Raw genomic sequence first — 20,706 nt, 5'->3', positions numbered from 1 at the left:
CCGCACTTTTTATAGTTTTAAGAATCCTGCTCAAGGTCGTGTTCCCTCACTTTTTTTCTAAAGGTATTCCTGTTTATACCTAAGATTTTTGCGGAAATCGACTTATTATTTCCAGTCTTGTCAAGAACCGCTTTCATGAGAGGGAATTCCACTATTTTCATATATTCTTCATATGCATTGTTGCCGTCTGAAAGTGTTTCGGACTCGATTATGTCCAGCGCCAGTTTGTACAGGTCGTTGGAAGTGCTTTTCGACCCTGCCGCTGGGTTATGTTCAAATATCTTCGTCGGCAGATTCTCCGGCATTATAATGTCGGTTTCGGCATTGACTATCGCGTATTGGATGGTGTTCTCCAGTTCGCGGATATTGCCGGGCCATCTGTATGCAGTAAGTGCTTCAAGCGCCTCTTCGGAGCATGTCAGCACCCTGTCTTTGATGTTTTTGTGTTTGTGCAGAAAGTGGTTTGTAAGGTAAGCCGTATCCTCTTTGCGTTCGTAAAGGGGCGGAAGTTCGATGGATACTACATTCAGTCTGTAGTAAAGGTCTTCGCGGAATTTGCCCTGCGCAACGAGTTCTTCAAGGTTGCGGTTGGACGCGGCTATTATTCTGGTGTCCAGCTTCAGGGTGCGGCTTGAACCGACTTTTGTAACCTCTTTTTCCTGAATGACGCGAAGCAGTTTCGATTGAAGCCCCATGTCCATCTCGGAAATTTCGTCAAGGAATATCGTACCTGTGTGAGCTTCTTCAAACTTACCCTTTTTATCGGTTACGGCACCTGTGAACGAACCTTTTTCGTGACCGAAAAGCTCACTTTCGAGAAGTTCGTTTGGTATCGCCGCCATGTTAATGGGGATGAAGGGTTTGTCAAAACGGGCGGACTGGCGGTGTATCATCCTCGCCACGACCTCTTTTCCCGTTCCGGATTCACCGAGGATAAGCACGTTTATATTCGTCTTGGATATCTTGCCGATAAGCTTGTATATCTCAAGCATCTTTTTGTTTTTGGTTTCAAAGTCATATTCTTTTATGTCTGCTATTGGGTGCTGCTCAATTTTTCCGCAGAGAGCAATGACCTTGTTTTTGAGCTGGTTGAGGTCGAAAGGCTTCGGGAAGAAGTCCTTTGCACCTGATTTGATGGATTCTATGACGTTTGAACCTGTGTCCTGTGCCGTCATGATGATGAAATGGGTATCCTTATATATGGCTGCCCATTTTTCGGTCAGTCTTATACCGTTGTGTTCGCCGAGGAAGATGTCCACAAAACAGATGTCCACACCTTTTGAAAGGTAATTCTCTGCCATATAAGGATCTTCTGTGGTTAAAACATCAATCTTCTCGTCTGTAAGTCCTTCTTTTAAAAGCCATAAGATGTTTGTTTCATCGTCAACGGCAAGTACACGAATTTTTCTCATGGAGAGACTATACACCATGATGAAAAAATAATCAACAAAAGTAATGGTGAATAATCACAAAAATGACTATAAAATGTGCAGCTTTTAGAACAAGGACGAAAAAAAAGCACCCTTTTCAGGGTGCCTTTGAAAATTACAGTTTTTTAAAGTCTTATTTCCATTGGGCAAGTTTTTGTTTTGCCAGTCTCGCGGCATCGGAATCGGGATAGTCCGCGATGAGTTTTTGCAGGGTTGCGATGCTGTTGTCCTTGTCGGAAAGGCTGCCGTAGCTGTATGCCAGTTTAAGCATGGCATCGGGAACCTTGTTGCCGTTGGGATATTCGTCCAGCAGCTCTTTGAATTTCGCCGCCGCACCGTTGTAATCCTTCATTCCGTATCTTATTTCGCCAATCCAGTACATCGCGTTGTCTGAACGCTCATCATTGGGATATTTTTTAAGGAATTCGTTGAATTTCGCTTCACTTTCGGGGTATTTGCCATTTCTGTAAAGCTCATAAGCATATGTATAAAGGCTCAGCTTGTCCTGCATGTTGTCTTCGATGATTATAACATCGGATGGACCCTTGACAGATGCGCTCATAGACGGTTCAGAGTCTGCCGGAGAGGGCAGGGGAGCGTCTTTTGCTGATGTTGTTGTGCCTTTTTCAAGTGCGGTAACACGATCTTTCAGGTCGATGATGTCTGTGTTCATAACGGTCATCTCTTCGCGAAGCTGTGTCAGCGCATCGGAGTTCTTGTTGATGTTTTCGGAATTTATCCTGATGTTTTTGTCAAGATCCTGAATTTTGATCTGCATGTCGCCCATTGTGGACTGGATGCCCAGCATTTCATCCTTGATGTTGTTCATGCTTTTCTGGATAAGCAGTTCGTCGCTTCCGCAAGCTGACAGAGCCAGTCCGGCAAGAATAACTACGGCGGCCTTTTTCATTACTCCTCCTTTTGTTATAACAGGAAAGCGTCCACTTTCTGTATAAGTATGTCTGTGTCGGGTTTTCCTATGAAAAGGTTTGCTCCGACGCCCAGCACCTTTCTTTCGTTCTCCTCGGAAGCCAGAGAGGAGAATACGATAACAGGTATTGTCTTTGTTGCTTCCAGACTTCTGATGGTCTTAACAACGAATGCGCCGTCTGTGACGGGCATCTCAAGATCGGTAATCACCAGATCCGGTGTTTGTTTCATAACCTGATCAAGCAGAAGTTTTCCGTTTTCAAAAGCGAATATGGTGTATCCGGCCTGTTCAAGATGTGTCGAGAGGAAACGTCTTATGACCGATGAGTCCTCTGCAAGATAGACAACCTTTCCCTGTCTCTGTTCAGATTTTGAAAAGTCGATGTTAATGTCTTTAAGGGCGGTGTCAGGGTTAAGCTCCAGCACGATCTTTTCAAAGTCAAGAAGCTGGATAAGGTTTCCGCCTATGTCTATAACACCGAGAACGGTTTCCACAAGACTGAAATCAGTCATTGACGAATAATCTTTGATATCCGCCCATGTTATCCTGTGTATGCGTACAACCTCGTCAACTACAAATCCGTTGTATTCATGGTTGAAGAAGGTGACTATTATCTTTTTGTCTGTGTAGTCGTTTTCGTATTTAAGCCCCAGCCACTGCGCAAGGTCGATGATGGGGATAAGCTTTTGTCTGATGTTTGCAGTGCCGACAACAGAGGGGTGGGCATCGGGAACGCGCACTATCTGGGGAAACCTGATGACCTCCCGAACCTTAGCGACGTTGATGCAGAAATGATGTTCTTTTGTGTCTGTGCGGATTATAAATTCTACAATCTCAAATTCATTGGTACCTGTTTCAAGAAGTATACCGTGATCTAATGCCATATCCGACCTCTCATATTGTACTAGGGTAACACGATTATTCATCCGTTTCAATCTTTTTACTCAGTCTCCGGCGATATGCGTCGTTCTGCTGCGTCAGACGTTGTTCGCTCGCAACGCATACTACATCAGTATGCTTTTGCTCGTCTCGCTCCGTCTTTCTTGCATAACTCGCATCTCGCCGGAGACTTTTTGCTCACAGCCCGCTCGGAATAACTTCCTTGTTCTGCCCGCATCTCGCCGGAGCGATTCCGTTGAACGGTCAAAACTTAAGCACTGTTCTTGCTCTTGCCCTCTTTTGCTCTATGATGTAATATTAAAAAATGCGAAAATTGTTCGGTATATTTCTTATTTCATTGCTGTGTGCCGATGCCTGGGCTGCGGGTATATACCTGCGCAACAGAGGTCATTTCAGCGAGCTTGTCATTCCCGGCATAGCGGACAGGATATTGTCTGTGAGCAAGGGGAGCGATATGCTCGCCGTTGAATCGTCGGCGGTGCTTTCCGGTATGGACGGTTCACGCATCCATGACCCTTTCATCAGATCCATTGCCGTTAACGGTCGGATACTCACCATCTCTCTTTTTCCTGGCAACGACTACACTGTGAACACGTCGGGAAAAGATTTCAAGCTTGTGGTAGCCAAGAAGAAACAGACTGAAACCATAAAAACGGGATACGGCATAGAAAAGCCTGTCGCAACCAAAGATATGATAAGTGTTGAGAATACAGACCTCGACGCGGCTCTTGCCAGAGTGGACGGTCTGATAGCTTCAAAGAACTATACGGAAGCGATGAACCTTGCCGAGAGCATAGTGAAATCTCAGCCTGACGGATATTACAAACAGGAAGCCTACTTCCGTCAGGGTCTCATATATCTCTATACCGGCAAGGACAACTATAACAACTATGTATTTGCATCCCAGCTTTTCGATGATTTCCTGAAACAATATCCGGATTCGTTCCGTAAAAAGGACGCTATGATAAAATCCGCAGAGGCGAAGGAATCCGCACAGCTTTATAACGAAGCTATCTTTGCATATAATAATGTCATCAGAACCCTTCGGGCGCCGGATGTTATAAAAACGGCATACGAACGCATAGCAGACATAAATACCGAAATGGGCAAATTTAAAGAGGCGATAGACGTCCGCAACCAGATAGCAGCGAAGTTCAAGTCTGAGGCGGGACCCCAGAATGCCAAAATAGGCATGCTGCAATCGAGGATGAAAGATTATGACCTCGCATATTCGTCCTTCCTTACGGTTGTAAACAGCGGAACCGATCTGGACAAGCTCGGTCCCGAAGTGCTTTATACCATGGCTGACATATTCGAGAAGAAGTCACAGCCCGACACGGCAAGAGGGCTTTATGAACGGGTATATTCCAAATTTCCCACAAGTTCTCAGGCAGATATGGCGGCATACAGATCGGCGATGCTGCTTAAAAATACAAATCCGCAGGTACTCGACGCGCGCCTCCAATACTGTGCCAAAACATTCGGCAAGAAAAAAGGCGGCATGCTCTGTTCCGTTGCGTTTGCTGAAAGACACCTTACGAAAAGAACGTCTGACCAGTGGTCGGATTTCCTGAAAGGTCCGCTCACTTCGCAGGACATAGACCTCCGCTCGGAGGCGGAATTGCTCATAATCCGTTCTCTGTTCCGCGAGGGTCAATATGATGCGGCTGACAAAAAGGTTGCGGAGTTCATAAAGCGCAACTATACGTCGGATCACCTTCAGGAGATATATAATATCCGTCAGCGCATCCTGCTTACAAAGGCGAAGGATGCATATAAAAAATCAAACTACGCTCAGGCGAAAACAGTAACCGAAGGCATACTGAAAGAGTATCCGGACACTCCTTATAAGAAAGAGGCGCTTGAGATATTGCAGGATATCAGCTTCGGCGGCATAAGGGATATGTTCCTCGCCGGAAAATATAAGGACACCATCGACAGTCTTAATAAATATCTGGCGGATAATCCGGACATTGTAAGTCCCGCCAAATGGCTGGCAATGCTTGAAGACGCGAAATATAACTATACCAGACAGGTTTTCGCCGCCAAAAATTATAACGGAACCATTGCCGTTGCCGGTGAGTACCTTGTGTCTTTCCCTAATGGCAAGCATAAGGACGACGTTCGAAAGATGCTTGAGGCTTCAATAGCCGCCGTGATAACCGACGCTTATAAAAAACAGGCATACATACAGCTTGTCGGTACATATGACAAGAACCAGAACACCATCCTTACAAGCCGCAATGCGGATTTCAGGGACAGGATGAACAGCTATACGGCGTTTGCGCTTTATAAGCTCGGAATGTCCGCAAAAGCGGAAAAGATTCTCGACCGCAACAGGAACGGTAAAAACCCGTATTATATCCTTACCTCTCTGATGCTGGGACGTGCGGTTCCTGATGTTAACCCGAATATATTTACCAGAGGCATGATGGACTATCTTGTTCAGGAGCTTGAAAAAAAGAACCCTGATCTCCTTCTGCATCTGCTCTCTAAATACACCAAGGATCCCGCATATGCCGCACAGGAAACCTATGGCATCAGCAAGGGTGTTTTTGACGATATTAAACGGGAAAAAATGCTGTTCGACCTTTATATGAAAGTGGATTCCGACCCGAAATCGCGCTTTAAAGGTTATGACGAAATATATCTTGATACGGGCATTTCGTTCTTTAAACGGAATAATTTTGACAGCGCCGTAAAGGTTCTGGAACAGTTCAAGCTTGTTCATGCCGCCCGTGATGACAAACGCGCCGAAGGGCTGTATTATCTCGGTAAGGCATATCAGAAGCTCGGCAAGCCCGATCAGAGCAGAAACGCATATATGGAGCTGATGGAGAGCGTGCCGAAATCGGTCTACGCATCCGCGGCAAAATCCGAGCTGGAGGATACTAAGTGGCGGAACTCCCTGAAAAACTAGACAAAACAGGCGAAATGGAGATGCTGGCACAGGCTTTTGCGGCTTTCAGCGAAGCATCAACAAAGCTTGAACAGAAATACTCCATCATAGAAGAGGAAGCTAAAAAACTGCGCGAAGAGGTTGAGGAGAAGAACTCTGAACTTTCAAAACTAAGCGGGCTTCTCGAATCTGTGCTGAATAACTCGAACAGCTGTGTTCTTGCCTCAGACGATTCCGGAACGGTTCTTGTGAAAAATCCTGTGGCTGAGTGTTTCATCTCCGAACTGGGGGAAGAGGCTTTTACTTCTATGCTGAATCTCCATAGAGAACCGGGGGTGTTCGACCATGAAGAGGACGGAAGAACTTTCCGTATATCCGTGGGCAGACTGGAGAATCTGGAACTTAGAGGGTACGTTTATATTATAGACGATGTGAGCCATATCAAACAGCTTGAAGCGGAGCGCCAGAGAGACGAGAAACTCGTTCTTATGGGCGAAATGGCGGCGAACATAGCCCACGAGATACGCAACCCGCTGGGCAGTATAGAGCTTTTTGCGTCACTCCTTGAGCGCGATCTGAGAAACGACGAGTCGGGTACTAAGCTCACGAGGTCTATCGTTAAAGGGGTTCGCACAATAAATTCGATAATATCGAATATTCTGTTGTTCACCAAAGAGATAAAGCTTGAACCTCAGAACAGGTTCGTTGCTGATATCGTCGACGACGTAGTACTGTATCTGCAGCACCTGATGAAAGAAAAAAATATAAAATTCATCAATAAGATAAATGAAGACCATGTTGTCCGCTGCGACACAGAGCTTTGCAAGCAGATAGTGATGAACATTGTCCACAATGCCATCGAAGCCGTTCCCGAAGGCGGACAGATCGTGATAGAATCATTCAGCGAAGACGAAAGGTCGGGCTTCACCGTTACAGATAACGGCAGCGGCATAAGCGAATCTATGCGCAAAAAACTGTTCATTCCGTTCCAGACCACAAAAGCGAAAGGAACGGGGCTTGGACTGGCAATAGTTTATAAGATTCTGAAAGCCCACAGCGGGCAGATATCCGTTGACAGCGACGGAGCGACATATACCAGATTCATTGTTGAATTTCCTGTTTAAAAATAAGGGGTAGGTATGGATCTTTCATCTAAGAGATTACTTATTGTCGATGATGATGATAATATGCGCGAAGCGATGGTCGAGACCGTCCGCCGCATGGGCGTTTCCGTTGACCATGCATGTGACGGGCAGGAGGGCTTTGAAAAAGCTTCTAGAATCCCATATGATCTTGTGATCAGCGACATGCGTATGCCCGTTGTGGACGGCATGGGGATGCTGAATCTCATGATGAGTTCCGGTGTTACATCTCCGGTATGTTTCGTTACCGCTTTCGGAACGGTCAACAACGCTGTGGATGCTCTGAAAATGGGCGCCTTTGACTATATTCTTAAACCGTTTGCGCCGGAGGTTATCGAAGAACTGGTGCGCCGTGTTCTTGAACTTGAGGACGTTGCACCCGCTTCTAAACGCAAGAAGAACACTGCTATTTTCCGCAGTGCTTTCATGGCACAGCTCTTTTCACTTGCCCGTGATGTTGCCGCCAGTGAGGCAACCGTGCTTATCACAGGCGAATCCGGTACCGGTAAAGAGGTGTTCGCCAGATACATACATGAAAATTCAAACAGAAAGAACGGTCCGTTTGTTGCCGTCAACTGCGCGGCACTCCCTGACAACCTCATAGAATCAGAGCTTTTCGGTTACGAAAAGGGAGCCTTTACCGGAGCTGTCAACCGCAAGCCGGGTAAATTTGAGCTTGCGGAGGGCGGTACGATACTCCTTGATGAGTTGGGCGAGATACCTCTTCATTTGCAGGCGAAGCTGCTTCGGGTTCTGCAGGAAAAAGAGATTGAAAGGCTGGGCGGAACTAAACCCGTGCGTATAAACGTACGCATACTTGCCACAACCAACCGCGACCTTAAAAAAGAGGTCGAATCCGGCAATTTCCGTGAAGATTTGTTCTACCGCCTGAACGTGATTTCCATAGAGCTTCCGCCTCTGCGCGACAGAAAGGACGATATTTTTGAACTGGTATCTTTCTTTATTGAAAAGTATTGTCAGATAAACGGAAAAAATATTTGTAAACTGGGAGAGGATGCCAGGAACGCTCTTATGAATTACGACTGGCCTGGTAACGTCCGTGAGCTGGAACACACCATAGAGCGCGCTGTTGTTCTCTGCCGCGACGATATGATAAACGAGAAGAATCTTTTCCTGCACGGAATAACGATAAATCAGTTTCTGCTTGATAAACAGGAAATTTCTGCCGCATCCGGAGATTGCCCCGCAGCGGAACCGGCACCCGCAGTGGAGGAGAAAGCTAACGGTATTCCATTTGGCGGCACCATAGCCGACATGGAGAGGGAGCTTATACTTAATACCCTGAAGCAGACCGACGGCAACAGAACCCGCGCTGCCGAGATGCTCGGGATAACTGTGCGAACTCTGCGGAACAAGCTGAACGAATACCGCGAGATGGGGATAGATATTTCCGGCGACTGATAATAAGTATCTATTATAAAAGGCAAAAATGTTTTGTTGCGACCTTTGTCGCAACCCGTTCGTCAAAATCCATAAAATCTTTAGTAAAATTCCATATTTTCTACATTTTTCTTTAATTCAGGCATGAATATTGCTCTATCTTATGCACGGAGGAAAAAATGGACGGTTTATTCAGCAAAATGGGAATCGACAAACTGGGATACGCGCTGACAACATCTTCTGTCAGAAACGACGTTATCTCGCAAAACATTGCTAATGTTGATACTCCCGGATACAAGGCAAAAGACCTGAAATTTTTTGATGTTATGAACGAGTACCTTGGCGACGGGAAAAAATTACCCCTTACAAGGACGAATGAGAAGCATCTTCCTCCCGCAGATATGGTTATGGATCCTTCTTCTTTCGTTTATGACCAGAATAACCCCTCTGTGCGCAACGACGGAAACGATGTCAACGAGGATTATGAAATGAGCCAGTTGGCAGAAAACAGCGTTCGTTATCAGATGCTTTCGCAGATGACAGCGGGTAAGTTCACCAAGCTGAAAGAGATAATTCAGAGCAGATAGGGTAAGAGGCAGACATGAGCTATTTTGACATAATGGGCGTAGCCGCCACAGGAATGAGCGCACAGCGGATAAGAATTTCCGCTATTTCTTCAAACCTCGCAAACGCGCAGACCACAAAAACTGCCGAAGGCGGACCTTATAAACGCAAGGATGTCATTTTTCAGACGATAATGGAAGGAGAGAACAGCGGCGGAGTTAAGGTTGACAGGGTTGTCGCCGATGAAAAACCGCCCCTTCTTAAATACGAGCCTCAGCATCCTGATGCGAACGAGGAAGGATATGTTGCATATCCCAACATAAACCCCATCGAAGAGATGGTGAATATGCTGGAGGCATCCAGAAGCTATGAAGCGAACACAACTATGCTCAATACGGCGAAACAGCTTGCCATGAGAGCGCTTGAGATAGGCAAAGCTTAACATACGCGTGAAATGTCAGGAAGTTATTTTCTGATTTGATAAAAAGGTTGTAAAACAAGGGCCGAGTATATTATATTATAGGAGCAGGGGTCAGGTATGTCCGAAATAAATAAGTTGAATTTTTTACTGCCCAACAAGCTGGATACAAACACTCCTTCTCAGACTGCAAAATCTGAGAACACAGTGGATTTCTCCGCTCTGCTCAAAGACGCCCTTAAAGACGTTAACGATGCGCAGCTTACTGCCGATGATGCTGTGCAGAAAGTTCTCAGCGGAGAGAGCAAAGACATACATTCAACAATGATCGCCCTGCAAAAGGCCGACGTTTCTCTTAAAATGATGCTTGAAGTGCGTAACAAAATAATGGACGCATATCAGGAGATTCTGAGAACACAGGTCTAGTTTTTTTCGATAGCGTAACTTTAAAATAACAGAACGCTTTTAAGGAAAGTCTTAGGCGCAGCGAAACATAAATTTATGTTGTTTACGACAGAATTTATGTGTAGTGTGAGCGCACCACAGGTTAATCCTGTGTGAAGCGTTGCTTTAAAAGACAGGACGCTATTTTAAAGTAAGCCTAATTTGTGAGGGTGTATGGCTCTTGGGGACATAGTTTCCCAGTTTCAGGAAACTTTTAAAAAACTTACTCTTCTGCAGAAAGCTTCTGTTGTCGCTGCCGTTGCGGCCGTTGTTATTTCTGTTGTCGTTATTGTCTACTGGGCAAACCGCCCCGTCTATAAGATGCTTTTCGCAGGTCTCACACAGGAAGATGCGGCATCCGTTATCGAAAAACTGAAAGCGGAGAGAGTTCCGTATAAGCTTGAAGACAACGGCGGAAAGATCACCGTTCCCGAACAATATGTCTATGAAACAAGGCTCAGTCTCGCAAAAGAGGGCATCCCCACAGGCGGCGGAGCGGGTCTTGAACTCTTTGATAAATCATCATTCGGCATGACCGAGTTCATGCAGAACATAAACTATCAGCGCGCACTTCAGGGTGAACTTGCCCGCACCATCTCTTCAATCAAAGAAGTAGCTGAGGCGAGGGTACACCTTACACTTCCCAAGGACAGACTGTTCATTTCAGACGAAGAGGAGGCGAAGGCCTCCGTTGTTTTGCGTCTGAGAAACGGCGAGAACTTAGGTCGTGAAGAGGTCAAAGCGATAGCTGCACTGGTTTCAGGTGCTGTTAAGGGGCTTAAAAAAGAGAACGTTCAGATAGTTGATACGTCCGGCAGACTTTTAAGCGAATTCCTGACTGACGATGCGGAACCTCTTATGCTGACCCAGACCCAGCTTGAGTATCAGCGCAAGGTTGAAAAAGACCTTGAGAATAAGGTTAATGAGATTCTCGGAAGAACTCTCGGTCAGGGAAGCGCTGTGGCGAAAGTCACGGCGGACATTGACTTTGCCAAACGGGACATTACGAAAGAGGAATATGACCCCAACCCTGTACTGCGTTCACAGCAGTCACTCGAAATAAACAGTACAAACAGTCCCCAGACGCCGGAAGGCGTCCCGGGGGTACAAAGCAACCTCGCCGAACCTGATATTACCCCAACCGGACAAAATCAGGAGTATAATAAGAGTGAGGAGACACAGAACTTTGAGGTTGGCAAGACTGTAACGGTTGAGCAGAAACCTTACGGCACTATAAAGCGTGTTACCGTTGCCGTCGTTGTTGACGACAAGAAAGAGCCGGGCAAAGACGATAAGGGCAACGACATACTTGTTGGCAAACCCAGAACACAGGCTGAGATACAGTCCATCAAAAACCTTGTGTCCATGGCTGTCGGTTTTAACGCCGACCGCAAAGATCAGGTTGAGGTGACGAATATCTCATTTGACACAACGGCGAAAGATCAGGAGAACACCGAGCTCAAACGGGAGAAGACAATGGAACTTGTTACCATGTTGTCTAAATATGCTCTTGCAGTGGTCATTGTGCTTCTTTTCTATTTCCTCGTCATCCGCAGGATACTCAAAAAGATGGACAAACCCGTCACTGTTCACGAAGACGGTTCCATCACATACGGAGAGCTTGGTCGTGACGACGTAGGTCTTGACCTTAATATGAACGAGAGATATCCCAAATCTCTGGAAGAGCTTGAAAAAGAAATTGAAAACGAGCTTAACGAAGGTGCTCCGCTTGATGTTGAGACAGTGAAGTCAAAAGTTATGCTCAAGAAAATAGAAGAATTCGCTACTGAAGACCCTGAGGCAATGGCAAACCTTGTCAAAAGCCTTTTGAAAGGAGATTAACGGTTTATGCTGTCTGAAGACGGACTTAAGCGGGCGGCCGCTATAATGATAGCATTGGGCGAGGAGATAATCGCGCCCGTCATGGCTCATCTTGACGAGGATGAGGTTGCGGAACTTTCAAAAGAGATAGCAACCACAAGGATCGTTGCTCCTGAAAAAATGGACGAGTACATAGAAGATTTCTACAATATGATGCTCGCCAAAAAATTCATCGCCAAAGGCGGTCTTGAGTACGCGAAAAGCGTTCTTGTGAAATCACTGGGACCGGAACGCGCCAGAAAGATCATCGACAGACTTACAAAAATGCTGGAACAGTCTTCGGGCTTTGACTTCCTTGCGAAGATAGACCCGAAACAGCTTGCGAAATTTATACAGACCGAACACCCGCAGACGATAGCGCTTATCCTTGCGCACCTTGACCCTTCGCAGGCGGCTGAGTCTCTGGCACAGCTTCCCGAGGACATGAAGGCGGACATAACTCTTCGTATCTCGAACCTGCAGGATATTTCGCCATCGGTTGTAAAAACCCTTGCAAGGGTTCTTGAGGAAAGATTCGAGTCGCTGTCTTCCTACAATGTTGAAGTGGGCGGTGTTAAGTCCGTTGCCGAAATATTCAACCGTATGGACAGAACCACCAGCAAGAATACTTTGGAAAAACTGGAAAAGGAAAGCCCCGAACTTGTTGCGGCAATCAGAGATATGATGTTCGTTTTCGAGGATATCAAAGCTCTCAACGACGTCGCTCTTCAGGAGATACTGAAAAAGGCCGACAAAAAGGCTCTTACCATGGCGCTCAAAGGCACCGACGAGGAGATGCAGGAGCGTTTCTTCCGCAATATGTCCAAGCGTGCTGTTGAGACCATGAAGGAAGAGATGGAATACATGGGACCTGTCAAGCTGAAAGAGGTGGAAAAAGCTCAGCACGAGATCGTTTCCATCGTACGCGAGCTTGAGGAAGAGGGAATCGTCAGCATCGGCGGAGGCGACGAAGAGCAGTACGTTTAAAAGCGGGTGGGGGTAAAATATGTCTAAAATAATCAAAGACCAGAACCTGAACCCGAAAAAACTGCGCAGTTTCGACTTCACTGTGTATGAAGAGGTTGAACGCGGGCAGAGGGATTATAACTTCGCAAAAGTGGGTGAAATGGAATATACCCCCGGCGAAGTTGAGCTTCATGTCGCCAGTTTCGACGAGGAAGTTGAGCTGCACAGAGCCATAGTTGTTCAGGACGCTGTGGTCCGTTCAAAAAAATTCGTACCGGAATCATTCGATAATCACCCTAAAGAACTGGTAGTTCAGAAAGAACCCGAAGATGTGGTTTCGGAACCTGAACCGGAGCCGGAAAAGCCTTCCATAACAGAAGAAGAACTTGAAGAGATACGCCGCGAAGCATACCAGAGGGGTATGGCGGACGGGCTTGTCCGTGGACAGGCTGACGGAGAACAGAAAGCAAGAAAAGCATATGAGGCGGAACAGACGGACTATCTGGCGAAGCTTCAGGCAACATATAACGAGGTTATAAAAGAAGCGGGTGTTTTTAAAGATGCCGTGGGGCAGCTTGACAATCAGCTTCCTGATATTGTCTCTTCCATGGTAACTGACATTATCGGCGTGGAGAGAAAGATAAACGATCAGCTTGTTGTATCCATCGCGAAAAAGAGTATGGATGCTCTGAAAGAGATGGAGAAGATAATTTTTCTGGTGAATCCGCAAGATGTGGATGCCATGAACTCCGTTTTTCCTGATTATGAAACATTGCCCGACAGAAATGTCGTTAAGGGCAGTCTAAAAGTTCAAACCAACGTAGGCGAGCTTGATTTCGTGATTGAACGGATGCTTGCCGAATTCGTGGAAAGGATACATGAAGAATTTAGCACGCCTGAAGGCAGTTGATCATAAACCCACTGTACAGATAAAGGGCAAGGTTACGAAGATTGTCGGTCTCACAATAGAGGCGGACGGACCGCTGCTCGGCATAGGCACCAGATGCCGTATCGAAGGTCACGGCGGCAGTGAGATACTTGCAGAGATAGTTGGTTTCAAAGATGACAGAATCGTTCTTATGCCATACGGAGAGAGCGAGGGGATAGCCCCAGGCGCACCCGTTACAAACGAATCCTACGGCAACACTGTTAAGGTCAGCGACAATCTGCTCGGCAGAGTTCTGGACGGACTGGGAAACCCCATGGACGGCAAAGGACCCATCCGAGATTTCGAGCTGGTCAACGTTTACAACAGCCCGCCTCAGGCTCTTGACAGAGAGATAATCAAAGACCCGATAGCAACCGGGATAAAAACCATAGACAACCTGATAACCGTCGGAAGAGGTCAGAGGGTCGGCATTTTCGCCGGTTCGGGCGTCGGTAAGTCGGTGACTCTTGGTATGATAGCCAGAAACACCAGCGCAGATGTCAACGTTATCGCACTTATAGGTGAGCGCGGACGTGAAGTGCGCGAATTCATAGAGAGAGATCTGGGCGAAGAGGGCTTGAAACGGAGCGTTGTCGTCGTGGCGACGTCCGATCAGTCAGCGCTTGTACGAAAGCTGGGTGCGTTTGTTGGAACGGCGATTGCGGAGTATTTTCGCAGCAAAGGGCTCAATGTCATGCTTATGATGGACTCGGTCACCCGTTTTGCAATGGCGCAGCGGGAAATAGGGCTTACTGTGGGCGAACCGCCAACAACAAAGGGCTACACCCCTTCTGTTTTCGGACTTCTCCCGAAGCTTCTTGAGCGTGCAGGTACAAAGAAGGGGAAGGGTACCATAACAGGACTTTACACAGTACTGGTTGAGGCGGACGACATGAACGACCCCATAGGTGACACCGTCCGTTCTATCATAGACGGTCACATCGTGCTTTCAAGGGCGCTGGCAGGTAAGAACCATTACCCGGCCATAGACGTTCTCAACAGCGCAAGCAGACTTATGAAAGAGATAGTAACGGAGAAGCAGTACGACAATGCCGGACGCTTCCGCGACCTGCTCGCCACATACAACGAGGCGGAAGACCTTGTAAACATCGGCGCGTATGTCAAAGGCAGCAACCCGAAGATCGACGAATCCATGGCGAAGATAAACGACATGAACGGATTTCTGAAACAGAAGATAGACGAGTCGTTTACCCTTGAAGACAGCGCCGTTATGATAGATAAAATAGTCGGCACGGCATGAAAAAGCAGTTCAGATTGCAGAAGGTGCTGGAATACAGAGAGCGTATTGTCGAGGTTGAAAAGGGCAAGCTTTCCGTGCTTAACACCAGACTGCTGGAGAACCGCAACGCCATAATGGCGACACAGAAAGAGATAGACTTAAAGATTGAGGAGAGCGACACGGCACCCGCCGCCATGATGCTTCTTTTCGACAAATACATAAAAAAACTGAACGATCAGAAAGCTCAGCTTATCAAAACAAGAAAGCAGCTTGAAACCGCAGTGGAGATACAGAAAAAAAAGGTAATGGAATCCATTGAGCGGCACAAAGTTATGGAAAAACTGAAAGAAAAGCATATAGAAGATTTTAAGGCGTACCTTAACAAAGAGGAGATGAAGCTCATAGACGAGCTTGCCGTCTCAAGGAGCGGAAGAGGAAATGACTAAGATACTGACGGCGGTGCTTTTTACGGCGCTGGCATTCACATCCGTACATGCGGAAAATCTGGCTGATCTTCAGGCGATATCGAAACAGCTCGACGCCAGAAAAAAAGATCTGGACAACCGTGAAAAAAATATCAAAACCAGAGAGGAAAGGGTTAAAGCTCTTGAAGACAACCTTATCCAGAAAGAGATAGAGATACGCAAAATGCAGAGTGCCGTTACGGCGCGCCTGAAAGAGATAAAAGTTCAGGAGGACAAAAACCTCGATAAGCTGGCTAAGGACTACAGCTCCGCAAAGGCTAAGAACGCCGCACAGGTCATTGTTAAGATGGATCTGGACAAGGCTGTACAGCTTTTTCAGCGTCTGCCCTCCATGACAGCGGGTAAGATACTCTCCGCTATGGGAACCATAGATGCGGCATTTGCGGCAAAGATATCCGAAAGGCTTACACCGGACAAGGTTCAGGGCGTACAGCAGTAATGTATCCGTTTTTGCATGAAGAGGCGGTGAGGTTCCAGACGCCGTCCGTTGAACCGGACGTAGGTGAATTTCTGGAAACCTTCACCATGGCGCTGAGACCGAAGAGCATACTTGAGATAGGCTGCGGAATAGGTGTTTCAAGTTATTATATGGCGAAAGGATCTGGCGGTGCGAAGATGACCTGCATCGACCGCAACGAAATGCGGCTGGAACAGGCAAGGCGCATCTGCGGGGAATTTCCAGATGCAAATTTCATAAATGCCGACGGAGTGGAATTCATGAGGGACTGCAAAGAGAGTTTCGACATGATATTCATCGACTCCATGAAGAGGCAGTACCCCATAGCTTACTATTATGCAGAAAAACTGCTCAACGACGGCGGATTTATCGTTCTGGATGATATGTTCATGTACGGACACGTTTTTGATGCCGACTGCGAGATACCCAAACGCTACGCCGGGGCGACAACAGCCCTGCGCGAACTCATAGCGCATATAAAGAATACGACAGTTTGCAGCGTGCTCCCACTTACGGGCGGAGTTGTCGTTGCGGCGAAGAGGAAAGGATGAAAAAACCGGAACTGCTTGCTCCGGCAGGAAGTTTTGAAAAGATGCAGGCGGCTGTGCAGTACGGCGCCGACGCGGTTTATTTCGCGGGGAGCGGGTTCGGACTGAGGGCGAGAGCAGGCAACTTTGACCTTGATGAGATGGACAGGGCGTTCAGCTTTCTCCGCGCAAACGGGAAAAAAGGATATGTCACAGTAAACGCCTACCTTAAGAATAACGAATTCGACGGACTGAAAGAATACTTCGGTCAGCTTTCCGAAATAAAGCCTGATTCCGTAATAGTTTCAGACCCAGGAGTTTTCAGATATGCGAAGAAATACGCGCCTAAAGTGCCGATACACATCAGCACACAGGCGAATGTTACGAACCTTTCCGCTGTGGGGTTCTGGCACGAACTAGGAGCGGAGCGGGTGATTCTGGCGCGTGAGCTTTCAGGCGAAGAGATAAAATACATATGCAGGAATACAAAATGCGAAGTGGAGGTTTTCGTCCACGGCGCAATGTGCATATCAATGTCCGGCAGATGTCTCATCAGCAACTATATGACAGGCAGGGATGCAAACGCAGGCGACTGCGCCCAGTCATGCAGGTGGAACTATGCTCTGGTGGAGCAGAACCGAGACGGTCAGTATTATCCTGTTGAAGAGGACGAGCGCGGCACTTATTTCTATAACAGCAAGGATTTATGCCTTATCGACCGGATAGGCGAACTCGCCGATGCCGGCGTTACGAGCCTGAAAATAGAAGGGCGGATGAAGAGCGTCATGTACGTCTCCGTTGTTACAGGTGTGTACAGGCAGGCTATCGACAGAATTGGCGCAGGCGAATATGCCGCAGACAAAAAATGGTTCAATATGCTTTCCAGTGTGAGCCACAGAGAATACACGGAAGCTTTTTACGACGGTGACGCAGACCACAAAACCATGAACTACGGCACGTCCAGCTATATCAGAGGATGCGAATACCTCGGGCAGGTTCTTGAACCTGTTGAGGGCGGTACACTCATCGAGGCGAAAGCGAAATTCGCACCGAACGAGGCTGTCAGCGTGCTGACACCGGATATGGACGAAACTGATATTCTCACAGGTAAGATAACCGAACCGAACGGCAATCCGGTGGAGTTCACAAAACCCGGTATCAGATGCATTCTGAAAGGCATAACCCTGCCCGCCGGAAGTATAATAAGACGTTACGAGAAAGAATAGACTGCCGCGTCAGCCTTCGGCTTCCTCGCAGAGACGTCTTCGCGAGGAGCTTGCGACGAAGCGATCTCATAAATAATAAAGGACAATATGCATTACAGAGAACTGGTTGACCTATTAAATCTATACAGCAAAAAATACTATACGGAAGATAATCCGCTGGTTTCCGATGCGGAATACGACAGGCTTTACAACGAGCTTGTGCGCATGGAAACCGAAGACCCGTCAATAATTAAACCTGATTCACCAACACAGCGCGTCGGCGACAGACCCGTAAGCGAGCTTGAAAGCGTCACCCATGAGGTGAGGATGCTTTCCCTGTCAAACGTTTACAACGAGGACGAACTCAGACACTTTATAAACACCTGCCTTAAAGAGGCGGAGAGGGAGCTTGATTTCGTTGTTGAACCGAAGATAGACGGTCTCGCAGTGGTTTTGAGCTATGAAGACGGAAGACTTGTTCGCGCCGCGACAAGGGGCGACGGCGAGGTTGGCGAGGATGTCACCCACAACGCAAAAACCGTGCTGTCTTTACCTATGTCTATAGAATATAAGGAAAAACTCACCGTAAGGGGTGAGATATACATGCCTGTGAAGGCGTTTGAAAGGTTGAACCGCTCTCAGGCGGAGAAGGGGCTTAAACTCTTTGCCAATCCGCGCAACTGCGCCGCAGGTTCACTGCGCCAGCTCGACAGCAGAATAGCCGCAACCCGCGGGCTGGATATCTTCGTTTACGGCGTGGATATGGGCGGCAGCAAATTTCATCACGACGATCTCGAATTTCTGCGGAATCTGGGCTTTCCCGTGAACCCCCTAATAAAAAGATGCGTCGGTTTTGACGAGGTGTGGGAGCGTGTCGAGCATATCGGCGGTGTCCGCACGTCGCTGGAATACGATATTGACGGCGCTGTCATCAAAGTTGACTCAAAAGAGGCTCAGGATATTCTGGGCGTCACCATTAAAGCCCCGAAATGGGCGACAGCATACAAATACCCTTCGCAGGAGGCGACCACAACGCTTCTGGACGTGGATTTTCAGGTGGGCAGAACGGGGACAATTACCCCCGTTGCGAAACTTGAACCTGTTTTTCTTGCAGGTTCAACAATTTCAAACGCTACACTTCACAATTATGACGAGGTGGAACGTCTCGGACTTCTCATCGGCGACAGGGTCGTAATACGCAAGGGAGGGGATGTTATCCCCAAAGTTGTGATGGCTGTCACGGATGTGCGGAAAGGGGACGAACGCGCAATAGTTTATCCCACTATTTGCCCCGTCTGCTCCACAGAGCTGGTCAAGGATGAAGAGGACGTTTCGGCGAGATGCCCGAATATAGACTGTCCTGCCAGAGTAAAACTTTCCATACTGCATTTCGCATCCAGAAAGGCGATGGACATTCAGGGTTTCGGCGAAGCGTTGGTGGAACTGCTGGCGGATGGCGGACACATTCACGACGTAGCCGATATTTACGAAACAGATCTCGATTTTCTGAAAGAAAGGGACGGTTTTGGCGAGAAATCCGTTGAGAATATCAAGACAGCCATAAACGAATCCAAAAAGAAACCTTTCGACAGGGTGCTTTTCGGAATAGGGCTTAAACACGTCGGCGAGCGCACAGCGCAGGTGCTGGCTGAGCATTTCGGTAATGTGGAGGGGCTTATGTCCGCATCAGTTGAAGAGCTTGTTACCATCAACGACGTAGGCGAAGAGACTGCCAAAGCAATTTTTGACGCGTTTCGCAGTGAAAGAGTGATATCATTGGTGCAAAGGCTGAAAAATGCCGGACTTAATTTTGAATACGAAAAGAAAGAGACCGCATCCGACGTTCTCGGCGGTAAGAAGTTTCTGATAACAGGCACCTTGAGCAGGGGCAGAGACCATTTTGAACAGCTTATCAAGGACAACGGCGGTGCTGTGGCGACTTCTGTTTCAAAAAAACTCGACTACCTTATCGTAGGCGAAAACGCAGGGTCAAAACTGGAAAAGGCACAGACGCTCGGTGTGACGATCCTGACGGAAGAGCAGTTTATGGAGATGTTAAATGTCTGATAAAGTTTATATTATTTCCGACGGTACAGGGCAGAGCGCCGTAAACATCATGAAAGCGGCTCTGCTTCAGTTCAACGAACCTAACATAAAGCTTTCCGTCTATTCCATGGTGCATGATGAAACCCAGCTTCGTTCAATTCTGGAACACGCCAAGATAGACAACTCCATGATAGCCTGCACAATGGTCAGCCGCATAAACAGGGATATTGTGAAACAGTTTTGCGATGAGAACAACATAACACATGTGGATATTCTCGGTCCCCCTCTGGACACTCTGGCGGTGCATCTGAACAAAACTCCTCTTGAGACTCCCGGGGTTCTGCGCAAGGTTGACGAGAAATATTTTAAACGTATTGAGGCTATGGAGTTCTCTCTTACACACGATGACGGAAAGACGCTTAAAGGCATCGCGGAGGCGGATCTGGTTATTCTCGGACTCTCCAGAACTTCCAAAACTCCCACGTCTTTTTATCTTGCCCAGCAGGGGTTTAAGGTCATAAACGTTCCGCTGGTTCCGGAAGTTCCCATCAGCGAAGAGATATTTAAGATAGACCAGAATAGGATAGTTATACTTATGATGGATCCGGAAGTTCTGCAAAAAGTGCGCAGCGCCCGTCTCAGACATTACAGAACAACCAGTAATTACAATAATATAAATAAGATATTTGAAGAAGTGGAGTTCTGTTACGAACTTGTCCGTAAAAACCGCAAGTGGAATATGGTGAACACAACCAATAAATCCATTGAGGAAACTGCAAGAGAAATTATTCATTCGGTCTACGGACGCGACATGGAGCTTTAACTACATTTCTGTCATAAACTTAACACAAAGATGTTAAGTT

The 20,706-nt window shown here is 47.3% G+C and carries 19 protein-coding genes; 16 read left to right on the top strand and 3 right to left on the bottom strand.

The annotated features are described in order from the left end of the window. Positions 1–17 precede the first annotated feature (17 nt). The 3 genes from LRY47_RS11775 to LRY47_RS11765 all read right to left on the bottom strand — a co-directional run bounded on the left by LRY47_RS11775 (position 18) and on the right by LRY47_RS11765 (position 3,245). Complete coding sequence (locus LRY47_RS11775; protein WP_295225665.1) at positions 18–1,412, bottom strand: sigma-54 dependent transcriptional regulator; 1,395 nt, start codon at positions 1,410–1,412, stop codon at positions 18–20. Positions 1,413–1,563: 151 nt separating this feature from the next. Continuing rightward, positions 1,564–2,340, bottom strand: coding sequence for a tol-pal system protein YbgF (gene ybgF, locus LRY47_RS11770; RefSeq protein ID WP_295225663.1), 777 nt, complete (start codon positions 2,338–2,340; stop codon positions 1,564–1,566). A gap of 14 nt (positions 2,341–2,354) precedes the next feature. Next, positions 2,355–3,245: a chemotaxis protein gene (locus tag LRY47_RS11765; RefSeq protein WP_295225661.1), complete on the bottom strand. Its 891-nt coding sequence runs from the start codon at positions 3,243–3,245 to the stop codon at positions 2,355–2,357. Positions 3,246–3,565: 320 nt separating this feature from the next. On the opposite strand from LRY47_RS11765, the gene LRY47_RS11760 reads away from it, so the two are divergent. The 16 genes from LRY47_RS11760 to LRY47_RS11685 all read left to right on the top strand — a co-directional run bounded on the left by LRY47_RS11760 (position 3,566) and on the right by LRY47_RS11685 (position 20,666). After that, entirely contained in the window at positions 3,566–6,181 is a 2,616-nt protein-coding gene (locus LRY47_RS11760) for a tetratricopeptide repeat protein (RefSeq protein WP_295225659.1), read from the top strand. Next, on the top strand, positions 6,157–7,284 hold the full coding sequence (locus tag LRY47_RS11755; protein WP_295225657.1) for an ATP-binding protein: 1,128 nt from the start codon (positions 6,157–6,159) through the stop codon (positions 7,282–7,284). Before LRY47_RS11760 ends, LRY47_RS11755 begins: the two co-directional genes overlap by 25 nt. A 15-nt stretch (positions 7,285–7,299) precedes the next feature. Further along, the gene (locus tag LRY47_RS11750; RefSeq protein ID WP_295225655.1) at positions 7,300–8,724 is read left to right on the top strand and encodes a sigma-54 dependent transcriptional regulator; all 1,425 of its coding nucleotides are present in this window, start codon (positions 7,300–7,302) and stop codon (positions 8,722–8,724) included. A gap of 158 nt (positions 8,725–8,882) precedes the next feature. After that, on the top strand, positions 8,883–9,290 hold the full coding sequence (gene flgB, locus LRY47_RS11745) for a flagellar basal body rod protein FlgB (protein ID WP_295225653.1): 408 nt from the start codon (positions 8,883–8,885) through the stop codon (positions 9,288–9,290). Between the two features lie 14 nt (positions 9,291–9,304). After that, complete coding sequence (flgC, locus tag LRY47_RS11740; protein ID WP_295225651.1) at positions 9,305–9,709, top strand: flagellar basal body rod protein FlgC; 405 nt, start codon at positions 9,305–9,307, stop codon at positions 9,707–9,709. Between the two features lie 96 nt (positions 9,710–9,805). Further along, positions 9,806–10,111 carry a flagellar hook-basal body complex protein FliE gene (gene fliE / locus LRY47_RS11735; RefSeq protein WP_295225649.1) on the top strand — a complete coding sequence of 102 codons (306 nt, stop codon included), beginning with the start codon at positions 9,806–9,808 and terminating at the stop codon, positions 10,109–10,111. 192 nt (positions 10,112–10,303) lie between these two features. Next, the gene (fliF, locus tag LRY47_RS11730; RefSeq protein WP_295225647.1) at positions 10,304–11,971 is read left to right on the top strand and encodes a flagellar basal-body MS-ring/collar protein FliF; all 1,668 of its coding nucleotides are present in this window, start codon (positions 10,304–10,306) and stop codon (positions 11,969–11,971) included. A gap of 6 nt (positions 11,972–11,977) precedes the next feature. Further along, complete coding sequence (fliG, locus tag LRY47_RS11725) at positions 11,978–12,976, top strand: flagellar motor switch protein FliG (protein WP_295225645.1); 999 nt, start codon at positions 11,978–11,980, stop codon at positions 12,974–12,976. Positions 12,977–12,995: 19 nt separating this feature from the next. Then, positions 12,996–13,865, top strand: a complete 870-nt coding sequence (locus LRY47_RS11720; RefSeq protein WP_295225643.1) for a FliH/SctL family protein — start codon at positions 12,996–12,998, stop codon at positions 13,863–13,865. After that, positions 13,834–15,144: a flagellar protein export ATPase FliI gene (fliI, locus tag LRY47_RS11715; protein WP_295225641.1), complete on the top strand. Its 1,311-nt coding sequence runs from the start codon at positions 13,834–13,836 to the stop codon at positions 15,142–15,144. Before LRY47_RS11720 ends, fliI begins: the two co-directional genes overlap by 32 nt. Continuing rightward, positions 15,141–15,569 carry a flagellar export protein FliJ gene (locus tag LRY47_RS11710; protein WP_295225639.1) on the top strand — a complete coding sequence of 143 codons (429 nt, stop codon included), beginning with the start codon at positions 15,141–15,143 and terminating at the stop codon, positions 15,567–15,569. The genes fliI and LRY47_RS11710 overlap by 4 nt, the downstream gene beginning before the upstream one ends. Then, positions 15,562–16,047, top strand: coding sequence for a hypothetical protein (locus tag LRY47_RS11705; protein ID WP_295225637.1), 486 nt, complete (start codon positions 15,562–15,564; stop codon positions 16,045–16,047). Before LRY47_RS11710 ends, LRY47_RS11705 begins: the two co-directional genes overlap by 8 nt. Then, positions 16,047–16,616, top strand: coding sequence for a methyltransferase domain-containing protein (locus LRY47_RS11700; protein WP_295225635.1), 570 nt, complete (start codon positions 16,047–16,049; stop codon positions 16,614–16,616). The genes LRY47_RS11705 and LRY47_RS11700 overlap by 1 nt, the downstream gene beginning before the upstream one ends. Continuing rightward, a complete protein-coding gene (locus tag LRY47_RS11695; RefSeq protein WP_295225633.1) occupies positions 16,613–17,818 on the top strand; it encodes a U32 family peptidase in 1,206 nt (401 codons plus the stop codon). Before LRY47_RS11700 ends, LRY47_RS11695 begins: the two co-directional genes overlap by 4 nt. A gap of 87 nt (positions 17,819–17,905) precedes the next feature. Continuing rightward, on the top strand, positions 17,906–19,864 hold the full coding sequence (gene ligA / locus LRY47_RS11690) for an NAD-dependent DNA ligase LigA (RefSeq protein WP_295225631.1): 1,959 nt from the start codon (positions 17,906–17,908) through the stop codon (positions 19,862–19,864). Continuing rightward, positions 19,857–20,666, top strand: a complete 810-nt coding sequence (locus tag LRY47_RS11685; RefSeq protein ID WP_295225629.1) for a pyruvate, water dikinase regulatory protein — start codon at positions 19,857–19,859, stop codon at positions 20,664–20,666. The genes ligA and LRY47_RS11685 overlap by 8 nt, the downstream gene beginning before the upstream one ends. Positions 20,667–20,706: the final 40 nt, after the last annotated feature.

The sequence above is a fragment of the Seleniivibrio sp. genome, from assembly GCF_021209385.1.
Classification (GTDB): domain Bacteria; phylum Chrysiogenota; class Deferribacteres; order Deferribacterales; family Geovibrionaceae; genus Seleniivibrio.
The sequence above is the reverse complement of the archived record's forward strand: the minus strand, read 5'-3'. Positions and strand labels throughout refer to the sequence as shown.

Excerpts from the sequence above, each read along its gene's own strand:
- LRY47_RS11695 (WP_295225633.1), top strand. The coding sequence starts at position 16,613 with ATGAAAAAACCGGAACTGCTTGCTCCGGCAGGAAGTTTTGAAAAGATG.
- LRY47_RS11685 (WP_295225629.1), top strand. The coding sequence starts at position 19,857 with ATGTCTGATAAAGTTTATATTATTTCCGACGGTACAGGGCAGAGCGCC.
- LRY47_RS11705 (WP_295225637.1), top strand. The coding sequence starts at position 15,562 with ATGACTAAGATACTGACGGCGGTGCTTTTTACGGCGCTGGCATTCACA.
- LRY47_RS11720 (WP_295225643.1), top strand. The coding sequence starts at position 12,996 with ATGTCTAAAATAATCAAAGACCAGAACCTGAACCCGAAAAAACTGCGC.
- LRY47_RS11750 (WP_295225655.1), top strand. The coding sequence starts at position 7,300 with ATGGATCTTTCATCTAAGAGATTACTTATTGTCGATGATGATGATAAT.
- LRY47_RS11765 (WP_295225661.1), bottom strand. The coding sequence starts at position 3,245 with ATGGCATTAGATCACGGTATACTTCTTGAAACAGGTACCAATGAATTT.
- LRY47_RS11710 (WP_295225639.1), top strand. The coding sequence starts at position 15,141 with ATGAAAAAGCAGTTCAGATTGCAGAAGGTGCTGGAATACAGAGAGCGT.
- ligA (WP_295225631.1), top strand. The coding sequence starts at position 17,906 with ATGCATTACAGAGAACTGGTTGACCTATTAAATCTATACAGCAAAAAA.
- flgB (WP_295225653.1), top strand. The coding sequence starts at position 8,883 with ATGGACGGTTTATTCAGCAAAATGGGAATCGACAAACTGGGATACGCG.
- LRY47_RS11775 (WP_295225665.1), bottom strand. The coding sequence starts at position 1,412 with ATGAGAAAAATTCGTGTACTTGCCGTTGACGATGAAACAAACATCTTA.
- flgC (WP_295225651.1), top strand. The coding sequence starts at position 9,305 with ATGAGCTATTTTGACATAATGGGCGTAGCCGCCACAGGAATGAGCGCA.
- fliG (WP_295225645.1), top strand. The coding sequence starts at position 11,978 with ATGCTGTCTGAAGACGGACTTAAGCGGGCGGCCGCTATAATGATAGCA.
- fliI (WP_295225641.1), top strand. The coding sequence starts at position 13,834 with ATGAAGAATTTAGCACGCCTGAAGGCAGTTGATCATAAACCCACTGTA.
- fliE (WP_295225649.1), top strand. The coding sequence starts at position 9,806 with ATGTCCGAAATAAATAAGTTGAATTTTTTACTGCCCAACAAGCTGGAT.
- fliF (WP_295225647.1), top strand. The coding sequence starts at position 10,304 with ATGGCTCTTGGGGACATAGTTTCCCAGTTTCAGGAAACTTTTAAAAAA.
- LRY47_RS11700 (WP_295225635.1), top strand. The coding sequence starts at position 16,047 with ATGTATCCGTTTTTGCATGAAGAGGCGGTGAGGTTCCAGACGCCGTCC.
- ybgF (WP_295225663.1), bottom strand. The coding sequence starts at position 2,340 with ATGAAAAAGGCCGCCGTAGTTATTCTTGCCGGACTGGCTCTGTCAGCT.
- LRY47_RS11760 (WP_295225659.1), top strand. The coding sequence starts at position 3,566 with ATGCGAAAATTGTTCGGTATATTTCTTATTTCATTGCTGTGTGCCGAT.